We start from the raw sequence: 18,662 nt of genomic DNA on the forward strand, positions 1-18,662 counted from the left end.
GAAACAGCAGTACACTGATATTTCAGAGCCGCCGCCGGAGAGTACATGAATCTGCTGTCACCGCGTTACCTTGCCTTTAATGCCTCGGTTGTCACCCTGCTGGCCTCGCTGGCCCTGCACGCACCGTGGGAAATCGCCGCCGTCGCCGCCGCGCTGACCATTGTCGGCATCACCGACCTGCTGCAAACCAAGCGCGCGCTGCGCCGCAATTACCCGATCCTGGCGCACTTCCGCTTCTTCTTCGAATCGATCCGCCCCGAAATCCGCCAGTACTTCCTGGAAGACGACATGGTGGCCGAACCGTTCTCGCGCAACCAGCGCAGCATCGTCTACCAGCGCGCCAAGCAGGACACCGACAAGCGCCCGTTCGGCACCCAGCTCGACGTCTACGCCGCCGGCTACGAATGGATCAACCATTCGATCGCGCCGGCGCCCGAACAGCACCACGACTTCCGCATCGAGATCGGCAACCATCCCGACTGCCGGCGCGCGCAACCGTATTCGGCCAGCGTGTTCAACATCTCGGCGATGAGCTTTGGCGCGCTGTCGGCCAACGCCATCCTGGCGCTGAACGGCGGCGCCAAACAGGGCGGCTTCATGCACGACACCGGCGAAGGCAGCATCAGCCCGCACCACCGCCAGAACGGCGGCGACCTGGTGTGGGAAATCGGCTCCGGCTACTTCGGCTGCCGCAATGCCGACGGCACCTTCTCCGAGGAGCGCTTCGTCGCCAACGCCACCGCGCCGCAGGTCAAGATGATCGAGCTGAAGATGTCGCAGGGCGCCAAGCCCGGCCACGGCGGCGTGCTGCCGGCGGCCAAGATCACGCCCGAGATCGCGCTGACGCGCGGCGTGCCGATGGGCCAGGATTGCGTGTCGCCATCGCGCCATTCAGCCTTCAGCACACCGATTGAAATGCTGGAATTCATCGACCGGCTGCGCGAGCTGTCGGGCGGCAAGCCGACCGGCTTCAAGCTGGCCATCGGTCACCCATGGGAATTCTTCGGCATCGTCAAAGCCATGCTGGCCACCGGCATCGTGCCCGACTTCATCGTGGTCGATGGTGGCGAGGGCGGCACCGGCGCCGCGCCGGTCGAGTTCACCGACCATATCGGCACGCCACTGCAGGAAGCGCTGCTGCTGGTGCATAACACGCTGGTCGGCGCCAATCTGCGCGACAAGATCAAGATCGGCGCCTCGGGCAAAATCATCACCGCGTTCGACATCGCGCGCACGCTGGCGCTGGGCGCGGACTGGTGCAACTCGGCGCGTGGCTTCATGTTCTCACTGGGCTGCATCCAGTCGCAAAGCTGCCATACCGACCGCTGCCCGACCGGCGTCGCCACCCAAGACCCGTCGCGCCAGCGCGCGCTGGTGGTGCCGGACAAAATCCAGCGCGTGGCCAACTTCCACGAGAACACCATGAAGGCGCTGGCGCAGCTGATCGCCGCCGCCGGCATGACGCATCCATCGCAACTGCGTCCGCGCCACCTGGTGCGGCGCATCTCGTCCAACCAGGTCAAGCTGGCCTCGGCGCTGCTGCCCTATCTGGAGCCGGGCGAGCTGCTCGACCCAAGCCAACTGGCGCGCCTGCCGCCAGTGTTCGGCCAGTACTGGCCGATGGCGCAAGCGGAATCGTTCGATCCGTATTGCGGTTGAAGCTCAGGCGGGAAACGGCACATAGCCGCGCCGGATCGCCCACTCGCGCAGCACGGCGTTAATGCCCTGCTGCCAGTCGTCACCCTGGCGCTTGAACGCATCGATGGTGGCGGCATCGAACTCCATCGTCAGCGTCACCATCGGCGAGCCGGGTGGCGCCAACAAGCGCGCCCGCCACGGCCGAAATTGCGCCAGCTCTTCTTCCGTCAACGGCTGCGCGTCCGGATCGGACAACGCCGCCGCAGTAATAGCCGCCGACTCCTCTGGCGTCGACAGAATGATTTTACTTTTGTCCAACATATCGACACTCCTCCTCTGGACTCGCTTTGCGCAAACTTATGATACGCCTCATATCGCCGCGATCCACAAACGTCACATGATATAAACGATATCCAATTAGACCTATCGCACACTCGCGAAGTTCCATATAAGCATACCGGTCGTCAGTCCAAACAACCGCGTTGTCCCAGTCAAACCCAGACGCGGCCGACAGCGAAATGCCGTGCTTGCGCCGGTTGAGCTTGTCTTTCTTGGGATCGAAGGTGATCGCCATTTCATCTTATCCGCAGAAATTGAGAAATCAATCATCTGCGGACAAGACTAAAACGGACGGCAGCGGGCGGCTTTGCGCCGCCGCAGGGGATGGGACTTAGCGCTGCACGTGCAGCTTGATGACGCGCTGATGCGGGGTGGCGGGGTTGGACTTGGTCGGCGTGGTGTCGCACGAGCCGCAGCTGGAGCAGCCGCCACCATCGTCGCCGCAGCCGGACTTGAGGTTGAAGACCTTGGACAGCTTGGCCTCATCGTAACCGCGCTTGCTCAGTGCAATAACAATCTGACGCCGCAGCGCCTCCGGCAAGTACTTGGTGCAGAAGTGCGCCAGTGCCGCGATCACAATCAGTGCAACGATAATCTCTTGCCACATATTAGCCTCCCACAAGGGCCAGCGAAATCCGGTAAGTCAGGAACGAAGCGATGTAAGCCAGCGCGAACATATAAGCGGCCATCAGCAACGCATAGCGCGTGCTGCCGGTCTCGCGCCGCACCACCGACAAGGTCGACATGCACTGCGGCGCAAACACATACCAGGCCAGCAGCGACAGCGCGGTCGGCAGCGCCCACGACGAGGCGATGATCGGCTCCAGCGACTGCGCCAGCTCTTCACCGGTCTGCGACAGCGCGTACACCGTGCCCAGCGCGCCCACCGCCACTTCACGCGCGGCCAGGCCCGGCACCAGCGCGATGCAGATCTGCCAGTTGAAACCAATCGGCGCGAAGATGTATTCCAGACCACGGCCCAACAGGCCGGCCAGGCTGTAGTAAATCGGCGGATGGGTCGCGCCTTCCGGTGCGCCCGGGAAGGAGCTGAGGAACCACAGCAGCACCATCAGCGTCAAAATCACGGTACCAACGCGGGTCAGGAAGATGCGCGCGCGCTCCCACAAGCCCAGCGCCAGATTCTGCATGTGCGGCCAGTGATAGGCCGGCAGTTCCAGCATCAGCGGCTGCTTCTGGTTGGCGCCCAGCGTGCGCTTGAAGAAGTAAGCCACTGCCATCGCCGAGAAGATGCCGGCGAAGTACAGCGCAAACAGCACCAGCCCTTGCAGGCTGAGGAAGCCATACACTTCGCGTTCCGGAATGAAGGCGGCAATAATCAGCGCATACACCGGCAGCCGCGCCGAGCACGTCATCAGCGGCGCGATCATGATGGTGACCAGGCGGTCGCGCGGATTCTGGATGGTACGTGCCGCCATCACGCCCGGAATCGCGCAGGCAAAGCTGGACAGCAGCGGAATGAAGGCGCGGCCCGACAGACCAACGCCACCCATCAGACGATCCAGCAGGAAGGCCGCGCGCGGCAGATAGCCGCAGTCTTCCAGCACCAGGATGAAGAAGAACAGGATCAGAATCTGCGGCAGGAACACCAGCACGTTGCCGGTGCCGCTCAGGATGCCATCCACCACCAGCCCGCGCAGCACGCCGTCCGGCATCAGGTCGCGCACCACGCCGCCCAGATGGTCGACGCTGTCTTTGATGAAGTCCATCGGCGGCGCGGCCCAGGTGAACACCGCCTGGAACACCAGGAACATCAGCACCGCCAGGATGATCGGGCCGACCACCGGATGCAGCACCACGTTGTCGATCTTTTCCGACAGCGTATCGTCGGTATGCGCCGGCGCGCTGACCACCAGGTCGAGGATGCGGCGCACTTCGCGCTGCGTGTCTTCCACGCTGACGGCGTCGATGGCCGACAGCGGATGCGGTTTGCTTTCGGCCAGTGGCCACATCTGGTCCAGCGCGCGCAGCAGCGACTTCTCGCCGCCGGCCTGCACCGCCACGGTTTCCACCACCGGCATGCCCAGCTCTTTGGACAGCCGCTCGGCGTCGATAATGATGCCGCGCTTCTTGGCCACGTCGACCATATTCAGCGCCAGGATCATCGGCAGGCCCAGACGTTTAATCTCCAGCACCAGGCGCAGATTCAGACGCAGATTGGTGGCATTAACCACGCACACCACCACGTCCGGCGCCGCCTCGTTGGCACGCAGGCCGGCCACCACGTCGCGGGTGATTTCCTCGTCCGGGGTATGGGCGCTCAGACTATAGGCGCCCGGCAGGTCCAGCACGCGGAAGGCGTTGCCGCCACCGGTGGTGAACGCGCCTTCCTTGCGTTCGATGGTCACGCCGGCATAGTTGGCGACCTTCTGGCGCGCGCCGGTCAGACGGTTGAACAGCGCGGTCTTGCCGCAATTCGGATTACCCAACAAGGCCATCATCGGCGCCCGGGACAACACTTGCGCTTGTGGCGCCACGTTTTCTACTGCACCCATTATTTATTCCGGTTGAATCGAGACCAGCGCTGCTTCAAAGCGGCGCAATGCAAAGGTGGAGTTGCCGACCTTGATCGCCAACGGTTCACCGCCCGGCATGCCGCGCTTCAGCATGCGGATTTTTTCACCGGGCACAAAGCCCAGCTCCATCAGGCGGCGCGACAGGGCGGGGCCGCCTTCGTCGGCGGAGCCAGGGGATATATGAACCACGGTGGCGATCGCGCCAACTTGCAGTGCATCCAGGGTCATCAGGGGAACAGCGTGCGTCATGAGCAAATCCGGTCAGTGGACGCCGCTGGCTGCGGGCTGCGGCGTGGCTAACGAGGCATTCTCGTCAGATATAAGATAGTAGCATTATAAACGGTAATGCGAATGACTACTATTTAGCTTGCATACCGCTGCGGTTTACGGCAGTATACGATTAATGATAATGATTCGCATTAAGTAGCTATCAATCATGTCAGAAAGAACTTAATCCAGCCTTATTCAGCCCAGCCAGAAGGTGCATCAATGATTGTTTGTGTTTGCAACAACATTTCCGACCGCGAAATCCGTCAAGCCATGGAATTCGGCATCACTTCCATGGAAGAGCTGCGTGGCGCCCTCGGCGTTGCCACCTGCTGTGGCCAATGCTTCTCCTGCGCTGAAGAGATCCTGAACGAACACCTGGCCGCGCAAGCCGCCAGCGAGATTCAGGAAACCGTGCTGAAACGTCCCGTTTTCACTAACTAATATGAATACAATGACCTACACGGCGTCGGTAGACGACGCCGGCCTGGCGCTGGCGTTCAAGCGCCGCAGCCGCAAGATGGCCCCGCTTGCCGGGATTGTTGTAGGTCACGTGGTTCTGTTTTATCTCGCCTATTCCGGCATGCTGCGCACCGTTACGCATGCCATTCTGCCGCAGGTGGTGAACGTCACCTTCGTGGCCTCGCCGGAGCCGCTCAAGACGCCGCCGCCACCGAAGGAAGTGCCGCTGGTCACGCCCAAGCAGACCTTTGTGCCGCCACTGCCGCAGCTGAACATCGTTCAGACCGAACCGACCATCACGTTGCCGCCGCCACAGCCGCGTCCTAGCGAACCGGCACCGGCCAACGCCGTGCCATCGGCGCAAGTGTCACCACCGGCGCCGCCGCAACCGTCGACGCCGAAGACCGTATCGGGGGTGGAATATATCCGCGTGCCGCAACCGGTGTACCCAAGCATCTCGCGCCGCATGGGCGAGAGCGGGACCGTGACGTTGCGCGTGCTGATCGGGGAAAAGGGTACGGCCGAACAGGTGACGGTGCAGAAATCGTCCGGCTCGGCCAACCTGGATGAAGCCGGCCGCCAGGCCGTGCTGCGCGCACTGTACAAGCCGCATGTCGAGGACGGCAAAGCCATCCCCGTGTACGCGCTGGTGCCGATTAACTTCCAGCTCGGCTAAACTGCCTTACAGATCCAGCCTGCCCTCGACCGAATCGTCGAGGGTTTTGCCGATTACGGCGCCGATCAGCATCTTGACGCTGGCCACCGCCCTGCCGTGTTTGGTATCCCAATAGTAGCCGTACGTCGGCGCAAACTTGATCACCGTGATGCGCGGGTCGTCCTCGCCGCCGGTGAACCAGGTCTTCATCGTAAAACTCCACAACTCCTTGATCTTGACCGGGTCGCGCGACACGGTGGCGATGCCTTCCAGGTGCATGAACTCGGCATGCGCCGAGCCCTGGAAGTACAGCGTGGCCGACGGATCGGCCGCCAGCTCCTGATTCTTCAGGCTGTCGCTGGCGGAGACAAACCAGACATTGCCCAGCTCATCGACCTGCAGCGCCGTCATCGGCCGCGCGTCGCCGGGACCGCCCTCGGCGTCATTGGTGCAGAAGAAGCAGCCGGGCGTGCTGTCGACGAAATCGCGGATCTTGCGCACGGCGTCCTCGCCGATCAAGTCCTGGTGATTGCTTTCGGGTTGGTGGGCGTTGATGGAATCCATGGCATAGCTCCTGTAGTTGAGCTTTCATGGTAATGCCGGGCGCCGCCGGCCACAGTGGGTTGCCTCACACAGACGGAGTCAGAATGCTAATGGTTTTCATTTGCACCAATGCTCTCAATAACAGAAATTAGCCACTATTTCGACGAAATTATCAGACATTCGCTACACATCCGCTATCGATTCGTGGCACAATGGCGCCATTCGCAACCAACACAGAAAGACTCCCATGAAGGGCGACCAAGAAGTCATTCGTCTGCTGAACGCACAGCTGACCAACGAACTCACCGCGATCAACCAGTACTTCCTGCACGCCAAGATGTACAAGCACTGGGGCCTGGAGAAGATCGGCAAGAAGGAATGGGAAGAATCGATCGGCGAAATGAAGCACGCCGACAAACTGATCGACCGCATCCTGATGCTGGATGGCCTGCCTAACCTGCAAGCCATGCACAAGGTGCTAGTGGGTGAAAACACCGAAGAGATCCTGAACTGCGACCTGAAACTGGAACGCGGCGCGCAGATCACCGTCAAGGAAGGCATCGCCGCCGCCGAGAAGGCCGCCGACTACGTGTCGCGCGACTTGCTGCTGATGATCCTGGAAGACACCGAAGAACATATCGACTGGCTGGAAACCCAGCTGGACCTGATCGGCAAAGTGGGCATCCAGAACTACCTGCAAAGCCAGATGAGCGAAGAAGAATAAGTTTTACGTTGCCGCATTCAGAGGCCGCAAGCTGTCCGCAGCTTGCGGTTTTTTTATTTTTACGGCCAATACCGCCACCGCGCCGCACAGCATCAGCACCCCGGCCAGCCGGATCACGTTCTCCGGATTCCCACCCAGCAGGCTGCGGTAATACAGCGGCAGCGTGAAGATCTGGATAATCATCGGAATCACAATGAACATATTGAAGATGCCCATGTAGACGCCGGTGCGCTGCGGCGGTATACAACCTGCCAGCATCACATACGGATTCCCCATGATGCTGGCCCAGGCCAGGCCGATGCCCAGCATCGGCACATACAGCAGCGCCGGGGTATGGATCTGCGGGATGCTCAACATGGCCACCCCGGCCAGCGCCAGGCACACGCTGTGCGTGAGCTTGGGGCCATAGCGGCGCGTGAACGGCACCAGCGCCAGCGCGCCGACAAACGCGATGAAATTGTAGAACGCGCCCACCTGCCCTGCCAGCAGACCAGCATCGCGGAAGCCTTCGGAAGCCTGATCGGTGGTGCCATAGATCGTGGTGGCCAGCGACAGCATGATGTACTGCCAATAGCAGAACATCGCATACCACTGGAACAGCTTGACCCACGCCAGCTGGCGCATGGTGGCCGGCATCTCACGTATCGCGATGACGATATCGCCCAGCGCATGGCGCCAGCCGGCTGGCCGCTCACGCATCGCTTGCAGCTCTTCCTCGCTGAGCGGATTTTCCTTGGTGGTCTTCAAGGTCCACAGCACGGAACTGATCGAGAACACCGCGCCAATCAGAAAGGCGACGATGACGATGTGCGGAATATGACTGCCGTTGACCGCATCCTTGTTCATGCCCAGCCAGACCAGCAGCGATGGCGTCAGATAAGCCAGCGTTTGTCCCAGTCCGGTGAAAGCGCTCTGCGTCAGGAAGCCGACCGAATGCTGCTCCGGCGCCAGCTTGTCACTGACGAAAGCGCGGTACGGTTCCATGGTGACGTTGTTGGCCGCATCCAGTATCCACAGCAGGCTGGCCGCCATCCACAGCGTGGGACTGAACGGCATCGCCAGCAGCCCAAGGCTGCACAGGATGGCGCCGATCAGGAAGTACGGCGTGCGCCGCCCCCAGCGCGTGACGGTGCGGTCGCTCATGGCGCCGATCAGCGGCTGCACCAGCAGCCCGGTCATCGGCCCCGCCAGCCACAGATACGGCAAGCTGGCCTCGTCGGCGCCGAGGTATTTGTAGATGGGGCTCATGCTGCTCTGCTGCAGACCAAAACTGAACTGGATGCCGAAGAAGCCGATGTTCATGTTCACGATCTGCCAGAACGACAGGCGCGCTTTCATGATGCCGCTCCCGGATGCACGGCACCGCGCTGCCAGCTGTCGAGCCACGGCGCGTAGAAGCCGATATCGGCCGGCACCGCGCCGGAGATACCGCAAATGGCGCCGGCAAAGGCATTCGCGCGCGCCATTGTCAGCGGCAATGGCCAGCCTTGCGATTGGCCGAACAGGAACACTGCGGAAAACGCATCGCCTGCGCCCACCGTGTCGACGATGCGCGCCGGTGCGTGGCACTCATGGTTAGCGGTGACGGTGCCGTCGGCGCTGAAATGCAGCGCGCCGCGTTCGCCCAGCGTGACGATCAACTGTTTCAGTTCGAAGCTGCGCATCAGTGTCAGGCAGGCTTCCTCCATGTCGGAAGGCTGCGCGTGGGTGTACCACTTGAACAGGTCCTGCAGCTCGTCCTCGTTGACCTTGACCACATCCGCCAGCTTCAGCGACTCGTGGGCGATGCGCTCGGTCACCTGCCCTTCGCGCACGTTCAGGTCCAGATAGCGTTGCGCGTCGCTGGCCTCCAGCATGGCGCGCAAGGTGGCGCGCGATTGCACATGGCGCTGCGCCATGGTGCCGTAGTAGATCACCGCCGGCTGTGTTATCGCCAACGCCGCCAATGCCGGCGAGGTCTGCACATAATCGTATGCCTGATCGGGCAGGATGATGAAGCGGTGGCCGCCGTCATTGCGCTCGACCACCACGCGGCCGGTGGCTTGATGCTCGTCGACCTGCAAGGCGCTTTCGCTCATGCGGAAGCGTGCAAACTCGTCACAGATGCTGGCGCCGTTCTTGTCGGCGCCGATGCGCGTGACCATCAGCGTGGCGACGCCAAACGCCGCCAGGTTGCGCGCCACATTGAACGGTGCGCCGCCCACCACCTGCTCGGTGATGAAGTCGTCCACCAGTGCCTCGCCGAAGACGGCGATGGTTTGTTTGCTCATGCTGTCGCTCCACGTTCCAGCCAGTGCATCGCATACGGCGCCAGCGTCAGCGCGCCATTCAGTATGCTCCCGTCCAGACAGTCGGTCCATGGTCCCGGCAACGCATAGGTTTGCGGCTGGGCCGAGAAGTTCATCAAGGTGAGGAAACGCTCGCCGCGCGCCAGCGCCAGCACCGCGTCCGGCGCATCAGCCAGCAAGGTGCGCGGCGCGTTGGCGGCCAGTTCCTCGTGCTGGCGACGGGCGCGCACCAGGCGAATCAGCGACTGGTACATTTGACCCGCGCTGCCGCCGGTGTAGTCACGGCCCTTCCAGCGCGCGCGGTCGAACACGGGACGCTGCAGCCAGCGGCTGTCCATCGCATGCTGCGGGCGCTGCTGATAGCTGTAGTCGTTTTCCATCGCCAGCTCGTCGCCCATGTACAACACCGGCAGCGCGCCAAAGCTCAACGCCAGGCCATGCAGCAGCAGCAGGCGGCGCATCGCCAGCTGGCGCGCCTCTTCATTGTCGGCGGTCTGCAGGCCGACCAGTGAGGCCGCCATGCCATTGCTGCCGTGCGCCGCGTTCGGATCGGTGCTCTGGAAGGCGGCACCCGATGCGTAACTGTTTTCGCCACCGGCGAAGAAGCGCGAGGCGCGTGCCAGACGCGCCTTGGCGCTGGCGTCGGCATTGGCGTCGCAGCCGGCCGCCACTTCGGCACGCAGCACGTTCCAGCCAATGTCGTCGTGGCAGCGCACGTAGCTGAGCCACGTCGCGGCCGGCGGCAGGGCAGGCGTGTTGCGGATCACTTCGCGCAGCGCGCTGGTGTCCTGCTCCGACAAGGCTAGCCAACTGGCGGCCATCAAGCTGCTGTGATACGCGATGTGGCACTCGCGCGCCTCGGCGCTGCCCAGATAGGCCGGCAGCTCGCGCGTCGGCACAATAGCTTCCGCTTTCAGCAGCACGCCCGGCGCCACGATATCGACAATCGCGCGCAAGGCTTGCAGGATCTGATGCGCCTCCGGCTGGTTCATGCTGTTGGTGCCTTCGCGCTTCCACAGGAAGGCGGTGGAATCGAGACGGAATACTTCGATGCCGCGATTCGCCAGTCGCAGCAAGGTCTTGGCCATTTCGGCAAACACCGCCGGATTGGCGTAGTTCAGATCCCACTGATACGGATAGAAGGTGCTCCACACCCAGCCGCCCATCGCGTCCACCTGAACGAAGTTCCCCGGCGCCACCTGCGGGAACACCTGGCCCAGCGTGCGCTCGTAGCGGTCCGGCAGCTCGCGGTCGGGATAAACCAGGAACATGTCGCGCGCCTGCGCATCGCCGGCTTTGGCGGCGACGGCCCAGGCGTGATCGTCCGCCACGTGATTCAGGATAAAGTCCGAGCACAGGCTGATGCCGGCCTCGCGCAGCCGCGCGGTCAGCGCCTCCAGATCGGCATTGCTGCCGAACGCCGGTTCCACTTCGTCAAAGTTGGAGACGGCGAAACCACCATCGTTCTCGCCGGCGCGCGCGCGCAGGAACGGCAGCAGATGCAGATAGCTGACGCCGATCTCCTGCAAATACGGAATACGCTCCGCCACGCCATTCAGATTGCCGCCGAAGTTCTGCACATAAGCGCAGTAGCCCAGCATGCGCTGGCTGAGGAACCACTCCGGCTGCGCGGCGCGCTGCTCATCCTGCGCGCGCAGTGCCGCCGGACGCGCCGCCAGCAGCTCGCCCAGCGCCGCCATCAACTCCCCCATCCAGGCGTCGAAGTTGGCGTGCTCGCCATACAAGCCGCTCAGCAGCTGGCGCAGCACCGGCGCGTGTGCGGCCAGGCGCTGCGCCGCTTGCGGCAGCAGCTCGTCGGGCAGGACCGCCAGCATGCGGTCCGACATTACTTTAGAAGGCATAGGACAGGCTGAGTTGTGCGGCACGGCCGGAGATCGAACGCGCCGCATGGCCATCGCTTTCCACCTCGGTGTAACCGATCTTGTTGAACAGATTATTCACGCGCAGCGACAGCGTGGTCTTCGGCGTAACGCTGTAGTTGACGAAGGCACTCACCACCTCATACGCCGGCAGGATGATGGTATGCGCATCATCGCCCCACGACTTGCCGGTGCCGATCAGGCTCGCACCCACCACCACATCGTCAAAAGTATAGCTCGGCGACAGCTGGTAAATGTACTTGGCCTGGCGACGCGGCGTGTTGCCGATGTTGGCCACATCGGCCGCTGCGGTGCCGACGATCTTGGCATCGGTGTAGGTCATGCCGCCGGTGATGCGGAAGCCGCCGACGCTGTAGGCGCCTTCCAGCTCCACGCCCTTGGCGTCGTATTTGTTGGAAGTGCTGCGCTGAGTGGTGGCTTCGTAGTTGCTCTCGTCGGTCTTGGCCTGGAACAGCGTGACGAAGGTGCTGATGCCGCCGCTGCGCCATTTCACGCCGCCCTCCAGCTGCTTGACGGTGTTGATGTTGATCGGCGCGCTGCCATCCAGCGGAGTGCCGAACAGGATGCGGTCCGCATTGAACGACACGCCATCGCTGACGCGGGCAAACGCCGACAGGTTTTTATTGAAGGCGTAGTTGCCGCCCACCGAGTACGAGGTGTGGTTGATCTTGTAGTCGACAAACTGCTGGGTGGCCGCGTCATAGCGCAGCGAACCGTTGCTCAGCGTCGCGATATTGGCGGTGCCGCTGGCGCGCTGGCGATCGTTACGCACGCTGGCGTCAACGTTGACCGGACCGGCTTCATAACCGACGTTCAGATATGGCGAGGTGAGTTTGTACTCGACGTCCACCGCGCGCGAGCAGCAGCCGCCGAAGGCCGGGCCGACCAGGCCGGGCGTGCCGCTGGCGGTTTGCAGCAGCGCCGGTTTGTCGCCGGTAGCCTGCATCAGATATTCGTTGAAGTTCCAGGTCAGGCCCAGCTTCTGGTTCGACAGATACAGGCCGGCGGTGGTGGTCAGCTTGCTGCCATCGGCCAGCTTGAAAGTCTTGGCCAGCTTGGTGTCGTTCAGCGTATTGCCGGCATCATCGATCGAGGTGTTGAACACCACCGCCGAGAAGGCGCGGCCGGTCCAGCTCTGGCCTTTATTCGGACCGGTAGCGATGGTGTAAGTGCCAACCGTACCGTTATTGCCGGCGAAGACGCCGCTGAAGCGGCCGCTGTTGTTCGAGGTGCGGAACTTGTCGCTCAAGGTCCAGCCATCGCCCAGATTCAGCTGGCCTTCGAGGCCGATGCTGTCGCTCTTCACGTGCAGGCCGTCGTTGACGTTGGTCGACTCGGTGGTGTTGTTCTTGGTGAGCACCACGTCACGCACCCAGTACGGCGAATAGAAGCTCACGGTGCGCGGATCGATGCCCGGGATTTCGGTGATCTGCTGGTTCACCACCTGCACCGGCACCGGCAGCGCGGTCGGCGACTTGTCGTCCACGTGTTTGAAGGACAGGCGGATCCAGCCATTGTCCAGCTCATGCGTGATGTTGCCGCGAATCTGGCCGCCACCTTCGGTGCTCATGCCGGTGTTACGCACGCCCTCGCCGCTGCGGTAGTTACCGCCGATGAAGAAGCGGGTCTTGTCCGAGATCGGCGCGCCGTAGTCGAAGTCGTAGCGGGTTTCGTCATAGCCCAGTCCACGGCTGATGCCGATGTGGCCGCCCTTCTCTTCGCCGGTCTTGCTGATGAAGTTGATGATGCCGCCCGGCGCATTGGTCGCCAGCGTCGAGGCCGAGCCGCCGCGCACCACTTCCAGGTGGTCCAGCGTGCCGTCGATTTTCACATAGCTGTCCGGCGTGATGAAGTTGAAGTCGCCCGATTGCAGCACCGGCAGGCCATCTTCCTGAATCTGCACATAGCGCGCGCCGCCGGCCGAGATCGGCACGCCGCGCACGGTGATGTTGGCGTTGCCCTCGCCGCCCGACGATTCCGAACGCACACCCGGCACCGAACGCAGCACTTCGGCCGCGCTCAAAGGCGCGGCGTTCTTGATGGCATCGCCTTCGAGGGTGGAGATCGACACGCTGGTCTTCATCTTGGACGAGGCGGTGCTGGTGCCGGTGACGACCACGCGCTCCATGTTCAAGCCGTCTGCCGGGGTGGCTTCCTGCGCGGCGGCAGTGCCCATGTGCAGAACTGCGGTTGCGACGGCGGCGGCAATACCGCCCAATTTAAAGGTGCGTGGCTGCATGAATCGTCTCCAATATTGTCGTTGTTGCTGCTTTCTTGAGCAGATGGAACGCATTATGCAATCGATTGCATTAAACTGCAAAATACTTTTTTACGATGCTTAATCATCGCAATGCAATCGGTTGCACAAATCAGACAGTACTGGAGCGGATAATCAGTTGAGTAGGCAGTTGCACCGAGGGGGCGACGCCGCCCTCGGCCAGTTCCAGCAGCGCGGCGACCAGCGCGCGGCCAGCCTCCTGCATCGGCTGGCGCACCGTGGTCAGTGGCGGATGGAAATAGCTGGCCAGCGGGATATCGTCATAGCCAAGCACCGCCACCTGCCCCGGCACATCGAGGCCATGCTGGCGCAGAGCGTTGATCGCATCCATGGCCATCAGGTCGCTGCCGGCGAACACGGCGTCGAATGGCGCTTTGCGCGCCAGCAGTTCATCCACCGCCAGCCGGCCGCCGTTCGGCACAAAGGAAGCCGGCACCAGCAGCGCCGGATCGGCGGCGATGCCGGCCGCCGTCAACGCCTGGCACAAGCCCTGATAGCGCTGGCCAATTTCCGGCAGGTTGATGTCGCCAAAGAAGGCGATTCGCTTGCGGCCCTGCGCCAGCAGATGGGCGCCGGCCAGCTCGCCGCCGGCCAGGTTGTCGCCGCCGACGGTGCAATACAGCTGCTGCGGCAGCTGCGCGCCCCACACCACGATCGGCACATGGCGCGCCGCCAGCTGGTTCAGTTGATCATGATGACGCCACTGGCCGATCAGCACGATGCCGATCACACGGCCGGTATCGAACGGCGTGGCGGCCGCGTCCAGCGTGCCGGCGTCGACGCGCGACACCAGCATGTCAAAGCCCTGCTCGGTCAGCGCGTCGGCCAGGCTGCCCAGCATCGACAGGAAAAACGGATCGGACAGATGCTGGCGCGTGGCCGGGTCATACGGCACCACCACGCCCACGGTGCGGTTCTGCTTCATGCGCAGGTTTTGCGCGCCGATATTGATGCTGTAATTGAGCGATCTCGCCAGTTCCATGACGCGGCTGCGCGTTTCTTCGCTGATCAGCTTGCTGCCAGCCAGCGCGCGCGACACGGTGGAAGTGGAGACGCCCGCCAGCCGCGCAATGTCGGCCATCTGCAGGCGTCGGCTATCCGCTTCTGGCGACTTGGGCATCAGGCGGGAACCGTGTCCTTGAACGACTGGCGCTCGGACAGTTTGTCGTACAGCTTGGCCAGATTGGGGTAATCGTCGCGCCAGCTGATTTCCGGGAAGCGGAACGACAGCCAGCCCAGCGTGCAGCCGACCGCGACGTCAGCCAGCGAGTAATGGATGCCGGCGCAGTAAGCCTGCTCGCCCAGCTGGTCCGACAGCGACTTCAGGCCAAGGTCGACCTTGCGCATCTGGCGCGCCATCCAGTCTTCGCTCTGCAGTTCCTTCGGCCGCATGGTGCGCTCCAGGCGCACGCTGACGGCGGCGTCCAGCATGCCATCGGCCAGCGCTTCCCAGCACTTGATGTCGGCGCGGTCGCGGCCGTTGGGCGGCAGCAGCTTGCAGACCGGGGTCAGCGTATCCAGGTATTCCACCATCACGCGCGAATCGATCATCACCGTGCCATCTTCCATGACCAGGCTGGGCACTTTGCCGAGCGGATTCAGCTGGCTGATGGTGGTGTCGGCGGCCCACACATTCTCCAGTTCAAACTGGTAATCGAGTTTTTTTTCCGCCAGAACGACACGAACCTTGCGGACATAAGGGCTGGCGAGGGAACCGATGAGTTTCATAGAGGCTCATAGAGGAAGAACAACGCTCAGTATAACATCGGCGGGTTGGCGGCCGGCCAATGGTAAAATCGCGGTCTGCTCTCTCAACTTCCGTTCTTTTGATCATGACCACTACTCCTTACTCCACGCTGTCGGCGCTGTCGCCACTGGATGGCCGCTACGCCGGTAAAACCGATCTGCTGCGCCCTATCCTGTCCGAATCGGGCTTCATGCACCACCGCGTCAAAGTAGAAATCTCCTGGCTGCAAGCGCTGTCGCTGGCCGGTTTCGCTGAAATCAAGCCGTTCTCGGCCGAAGCCACCGCCCTGCTGGACAAGCTGGCCGCCGATTTCACCGAAAAAGATGCCGCCCGCATCAAGGAAATCGAAGCCGTAACCAACCACGACGTTAAAGCCGTGGAATACTGGCTCAAGGAGCAAGTCAAGGACGTGCCGGAACTGGTGGCGGCGTCGGAGTTCATTCACTTCGCCTGCACCTCGGAAGACATCAACAACACCTCGCACGGCATGATGCTGAAGGCCGCGCGCGACAACGTAATGCTGCCATCGCTGCGCAACGTGATCGCCAAGCTGACCGACATCGCCCACGTCAACGCCGAACTGCCGATGCTGTCGCGCACCCACGGCCAGACCGCCAGCCCGACCACCCTGGGCAAGGAAATGGCCAACGTGGTCGCTCGTCTGCAACGCGCCATCAAGCGTATCGAGCAAGTTGAGATCCTGGGCAAGATGAACGGCGCGGTCGGCAACTACAACGCCCACCTGTCGGCCTACCCATCGTTCGACTGGCCGGCGTTCTCCAAGAACGTGATCGAGCAGCGCCTGGGCCTGGTGTTCAACCCATACACCATCCAGATCGAGCCGCACGACTACATGGCTGAACTGTTCGACGCCTTCGCCCGCGTCAACACCATCCTGCTGGACCTGAACCGCGACATCTGGAGCTACGTCTCGCTGGGCTACTTCAAGCAAAAGCTGAAAGCCGGCGAAATCGGTTCGTCGACCATGCCGCACAAGGTCAACCCGATCGACTTCGAAAACTCGGAAGGCAACCTGGGCCTGGCCAACGCCGTGCTGAAACACCTGTCGGAAAAACTGCCGGTCTCGCGCCTGCAACGCGACCTGACCGACTCCACCGTGCTGCGCAACATCGGCGTCGGCCTCGGCTACGCCCTGCTGGCCTACGACAGCTGCCTGCGCGGCCTGAACAAGCTGGAAGTCAACCCAGCCCGTCTGGAAGCCGATCTGGACGCCAACTGGGAAGTGCTGGCCGAGCCGGTGCAAACCGTGATGCGCCGCTATGGCATCGAGAACCCATACGAGCAGTTGAAAGAGCTGACCCGCGGCAAAGGCATCTCCAAAGTCGCGCTGCAAGAGTTCATCAACGGCCTGGCCGTGCCGCAGGAAGCCAAAGACCTGATGCTGGCCATGACCCCTGCGAACTACACCGGTATCGCCGCAGCTCTGGCAAAAGCCATCTGATGTAATTTAGAAATTTGCAATACACTAGCCCCGGCGACGCCTGCGTCCCGGGGCTTTTTTTTGCTCCGGCAAGCGCGCCTGGGATTTCTTTGCTATATTTAGTCCTAATACGTACTAATTTCGGAGCCGCTTTATGCCACGCTATACCAAAACCGCAATGTTGCTGCACTGGCTGGTCGCCTTGCTCATCATCGCCACTTTCTTCCTGGGGCTGTCCATGGTCGCCATCCCCGGCTTTTCGCCGACCAAGCTGAAATACTTCTCCTGGCACAAATGGATGGGCGTGACGGTGCTGTTCCTGGCCGTGCTGCGCGTGCTGTGGCGCGTCACCCACAAACCGCCGCCGGCGCTGGCCTCGATTCCCGCCTGGCAGCACAAGATTGCCGAAGGCATGCACCACCTGCTGTACCTGCTGATCTTCGCGGTGCCGATTTCCGGCTATCTGTACTCGTACGCCGCCGGCGTGCCGGTGGTGTATCTGGGCCTGTGGCAAATGCCGGCGCCGTTCGCGCCAGATCCTGAACTTAAGGCAACTTTAAAAACTGTTCATTATGTTTTGACCATGACGATGGCCGCCGCCGTGGTGGCGCACGCCCTGGCCGCACTCAAGCATCACTTTGTCGACCGCGACGTCACGCTGAAACGCATGCTGCCGCTGTAACCTCACCCACTGGAGCCTCACATGAAAACCATGAAAAAAATCGCCCTCGTATCCCTGCTGGGTGTTGCCTTCGCCGCCAGCGCCGCCGCGCTCAAAACCGATCCGGCCAAGAGCACCGTGACCGCCACCTTCAAGCAAATGAACGTGCCGGTGGATGCCAAGTTCAAGAAATTCAGCGCCAACATCGACTACGACGCCGCCAAGCCGGATGCCGCCAAAGCCACCGTCGAAGTCGACACCGGCAGCATGGACCTGGGTGATGCCGAGTACAACAAGGAAGTGGCGAAGAAAGAATGGTTCAACGCCGCCCAGTTCCCGAAAGCCACCTTCGTCTCGACCTCGATCAAGCCAGCCGGCGCCGGCAAGCTGACCGTGACCGGCAAGCTGACCATCAAAGGCAAGGCCAGCGACGTCAGCTTCCCGCTGACCGTCAAAGCCGACGGCAAGACGCAAGTGTTTGACGGCGTGCTGCCGATCAAACGCCTGACCTACAACATCGGCGAAGGCGAATGGAAAGACACCAGCATGGTGGCCGACGAAGTCGCCATCAAATTCCACGTCGTCGCACAATAATTAACCCACTGGAGACACCACGATGAAAGCACAGATCCTGATCGCCACGCTGCTGGCCGCCTCGGCCACGTCCGCGATTGCCGCCACCTACAACATCGACCCGACGCACACCTATCCGAGCTTCGAGGCCGACCACATGGGCCTGTCGGTATGGCGCGGCAAGTTCGACAAAACCAGCGGCACGGTGACTCTGGATACTGCTGCCAAGACCGGTGGCCTGGACGTCAAAATCGACGCCGCCTCGATCGACTTCGGCTTCGACAAGATGAACACCCACGCCAAGGGTCCGGACATGTTCAATGCCGAAAAGTTCCCGACCATCACCTACACCAGCAAATCCTTCAAATTCGAGGGTGACAAGCTGGTGGCGGTGGACGGCGAACTGACCTTGCTGGGCGTGACCAAGCCGGTGGCGCTGAAGGTGACCAAGTTCAAGTGCATCATCCATCCGCGCCTGAAGCGTGAAGTCTGCGGCGCCGACGCCAGCGCCGAGTTCAAGCGCAGCGACTTCGGCCTCAACTACGGCCTGCCGAACTTCTCGCCTGAAGTCAAACTGGCGATCCAGATCGAAGCCATCAAAGCCGAGTGAC

The 18,662-nt window shown here is 62.2% G+C and carries 20 protein-coding genes; 8 read left to right on the top strand and 12 right to left on the bottom strand.

The features are described from left to right. Window positions 1–51 precede the first annotated feature (51 nt). Window positions 52–1,659 (top strand): FMN-binding glutamate synthase family protein, encoded by a 1,608-nt coding sequence (locus GJ699_RS25735; protein ID WP_154381855.1) that lies wholly within the window; start codon window positions 52–54, stop codon window positions 1,657–1,659. Window positions 1,660–1,662: 3 nt separating this feature from the next. Here the strand turns inward: GJ699_RS25735 and GJ699_RS25740 are convergent, their stop codons facing one another. The 5 genes from GJ699_RS25740 to GJ699_RS25760 form a co-directional block, all read right to left on the bottom strand. Next, window positions 1,663–1,959 carry a BrnA antitoxin family protein gene (locus tag GJ699_RS25740; protein ID WP_154381754.1) on the bottom strand — a complete coding sequence of 99 codons (297 nt, stop codon included), beginning with the start codon at window positions 1,957–1,959 and terminating at the stop codon, window positions 1,663–1,665. After that, on the bottom strand, window positions 1,943–2,212 hold the full coding sequence (locus GJ699_RS25745; protein WP_154381756.1) for a BrnT family toxin: 270 nt from the start codon (window positions 2,210–2,212) through the stop codon (window positions 1,943–1,945). Before GJ699_RS25745 ends, GJ699_RS25740 begins: the two co-directional genes overlap by 17 nt. Window positions 2,213–2,308: 96 nt before the next feature. Next, window positions 2,309–2,584, bottom strand: coding sequence for a DUF6587 family protein (locus GJ699_RS25750; protein ID WP_154381758.1), 276 nt, complete (start codon window positions 2,582–2,584; stop codon window positions 2,309–2,311). A gap of 1 nt (window position 2,585) precedes the next feature. Beyond that, window positions 2,586–4,490, bottom strand: coding sequence for a ferrous iron transporter B (gene feoB / locus GJ699_RS25755; protein WP_154381760.1), 1,905 nt, complete (start codon window positions 4,488–4,490; stop codon window positions 2,586–2,588). A gap of 3 nt (window positions 4,491–4,493) precedes the next feature. Further along, window positions 4,494–4,760, bottom strand: coding sequence for a FeoA family protein (locus GJ699_RS25760; protein ID WP_154381762.1), 267 nt, complete (start codon window positions 4,758–4,760; stop codon window positions 4,494–4,496). 240 nt (window positions 4,761–5,000) lie between these two features. On the opposite strand from GJ699_RS25760, the gene GJ699_RS25765 reads away from it, so the two are divergent. Continuing rightward, entirely contained in the window at window positions 5,001–5,222 is a 222-nt protein-coding gene (locus GJ699_RS25765) for a (2Fe-2S)-binding protein (protein ID WP_154381764.1), read from the top strand. 1 nt (window position 5,223) lies between these two features. Beyond that, window positions 5,224–5,916: an energy transducer TonB gene (locus GJ699_RS25770; protein WP_154381766.1), complete on the top strand. Its 693-nt coding sequence runs from the start codon at window positions 5,224–5,226 to the stop codon at window positions 5,914–5,916. A gap of 6 nt (window positions 5,917–5,922) precedes the next feature. On the opposite strand, the gene GJ699_RS25775 is transcribed toward GJ699_RS25770, so the two are convergent. Beyond that, window positions 5,923–6,459, bottom strand: a complete 537-nt coding sequence (locus GJ699_RS25775) for a pyridoxamine 5'-phosphate oxidase family protein (protein WP_154381768.1) — start codon at window positions 6,457–6,459, stop codon at window positions 5,923–5,925. A 226-nt stretch (window positions 6,460–6,685) separates the two neighbouring features. Between GJ699_RS25775 and bfr the strand changes: the two genes are divergently transcribed. After that, complete coding sequence (bfr, locus tag GJ699_RS25780; RefSeq protein WP_154381770.1) at window positions 6,686–7,162, top strand: bacterioferritin; 477 nt, start codon at window positions 6,686–6,688, stop codon at window positions 7,160–7,162. 3 nt (window positions 7,163–7,165) lie between these two features. On the opposite strand, the gene GJ699_RS25785 is transcribed toward bfr, so the two are convergent. The 6 genes from GJ699_RS25785 to GJ699_RS25810 form a co-directional block, all read right to left on the bottom strand. Then, window positions 7,166–8,500, bottom strand: a complete 1,335-nt coding sequence (locus tag GJ699_RS25785) for an MFS transporter (RefSeq protein WP_154381772.1) — start codon at window positions 8,498–8,500, stop codon at window positions 7,166–7,168. Then, window positions 8,497–9,432 carry a PfkB family carbohydrate kinase gene (locus tag GJ699_RS25790; protein WP_154381774.1) on the bottom strand — a complete coding sequence of 312 codons (936 nt, stop codon included), beginning with the start codon at window positions 9,430–9,432 and terminating at the stop codon, window positions 8,497–8,499. The genes GJ699_RS25785 and GJ699_RS25790 overlap by 4 nt, the downstream gene beginning before the upstream one ends. Next, the gene (locus GJ699_RS25795; RefSeq protein WP_154381776.1) at window positions 9,429–11,312 is read right to left on the bottom strand and encodes an alpha-amylase family glycosyl hydrolase; all 1,884 of its coding nucleotides are present in this window, start codon (window positions 11,310–11,312) and stop codon (window positions 9,429–9,431) included. Before GJ699_RS25795 ends, GJ699_RS25790 begins: the two co-directional genes overlap by 4 nt. Then, window positions 11,302–13,590 carry a TonB-dependent receptor gene (locus GJ699_RS25800; RefSeq protein WP_154381778.1) on the bottom strand — a complete coding sequence of 763 codons (2,289 nt, stop codon included), beginning with the start codon at window positions 13,588–13,590 and terminating at the stop codon, window positions 11,302–11,304. The genes GJ699_RS25795 and GJ699_RS25800 overlap by 11 nt, the downstream gene beginning before the upstream one ends. 130 nt (window positions 13,591–13,720) lie before the next feature. Next, complete coding sequence (locus GJ699_RS25805; RefSeq protein WP_154381780.1) at window positions 13,721–14,749, bottom strand: LacI family DNA-binding transcriptional regulator; 1,029 nt, start codon at window positions 14,747–14,749, stop codon at window positions 13,721–13,723. Then, window positions 14,749–15,357: a glutathione S-transferase N-terminal domain-containing protein gene (locus GJ699_RS25810; RefSeq protein WP_154381782.1), complete on the bottom strand. Its 609-nt coding sequence runs from the start codon at window positions 15,355–15,357 to the stop codon at window positions 14,749–14,751. The genes GJ699_RS25805 and GJ699_RS25810 overlap by 1 nt, the downstream gene beginning before the upstream one ends. Before the next feature lie 104 nt (window positions 15,358–15,461). Between GJ699_RS25810 and purB the strand changes: the two genes are divergently transcribed. The 4 genes from purB (at window position 15,462) to GJ699_RS25830 (ending at window position 18,661) form a co-directional block, all read left to right on the top strand. Further along, a complete protein-coding gene (gene purB / locus GJ699_RS25815) occupies window positions 15,462–16,838 on the top strand; it encodes an adenylosuccinate lyase (protein ID WP_154381784.1) in 1,377 nt (458 codons plus the stop codon). A gap of 133 nt (window positions 16,839–16,971) precedes the next feature. After that, window positions 16,972–17,499, top strand: a complete 528-nt coding sequence (locus GJ699_RS25820) for a cytochrome b (RefSeq protein ID WP_154381786.1) — start codon at window positions 16,972–16,974, stop codon at window positions 17,497–17,499. A 21-nt stretch (window positions 17,500–17,520) separates the two neighbouring features. Further along, window positions 17,521–18,072, top strand: coding sequence for a YceI family protein (locus GJ699_RS25825; protein WP_154381788.1), 552 nt, complete (start codon window positions 17,521–17,523; stop codon window positions 18,070–18,072). A gap of 22 nt (window positions 18,073–18,094) precedes the next feature. Continuing rightward, complete coding sequence (locus GJ699_RS25830; protein ID WP_154381790.1) at window positions 18,095–18,661, top strand: YceI family protein; 567 nt, start codon at window positions 18,095–18,097, stop codon at window positions 18,659–18,661. Window position 18,662: the final 1 nt, after the last annotated feature.

Source organism: Duganella guangzhouensis, assembly GCF_009674535.1.
Classification (GTDB): domain Bacteria; phylum Pseudomonadota; class Gammaproteobacteria; order Burkholderiales; family Burkholderiaceae_D; genus Rugamonas; species Rugamonas guangzhouensis.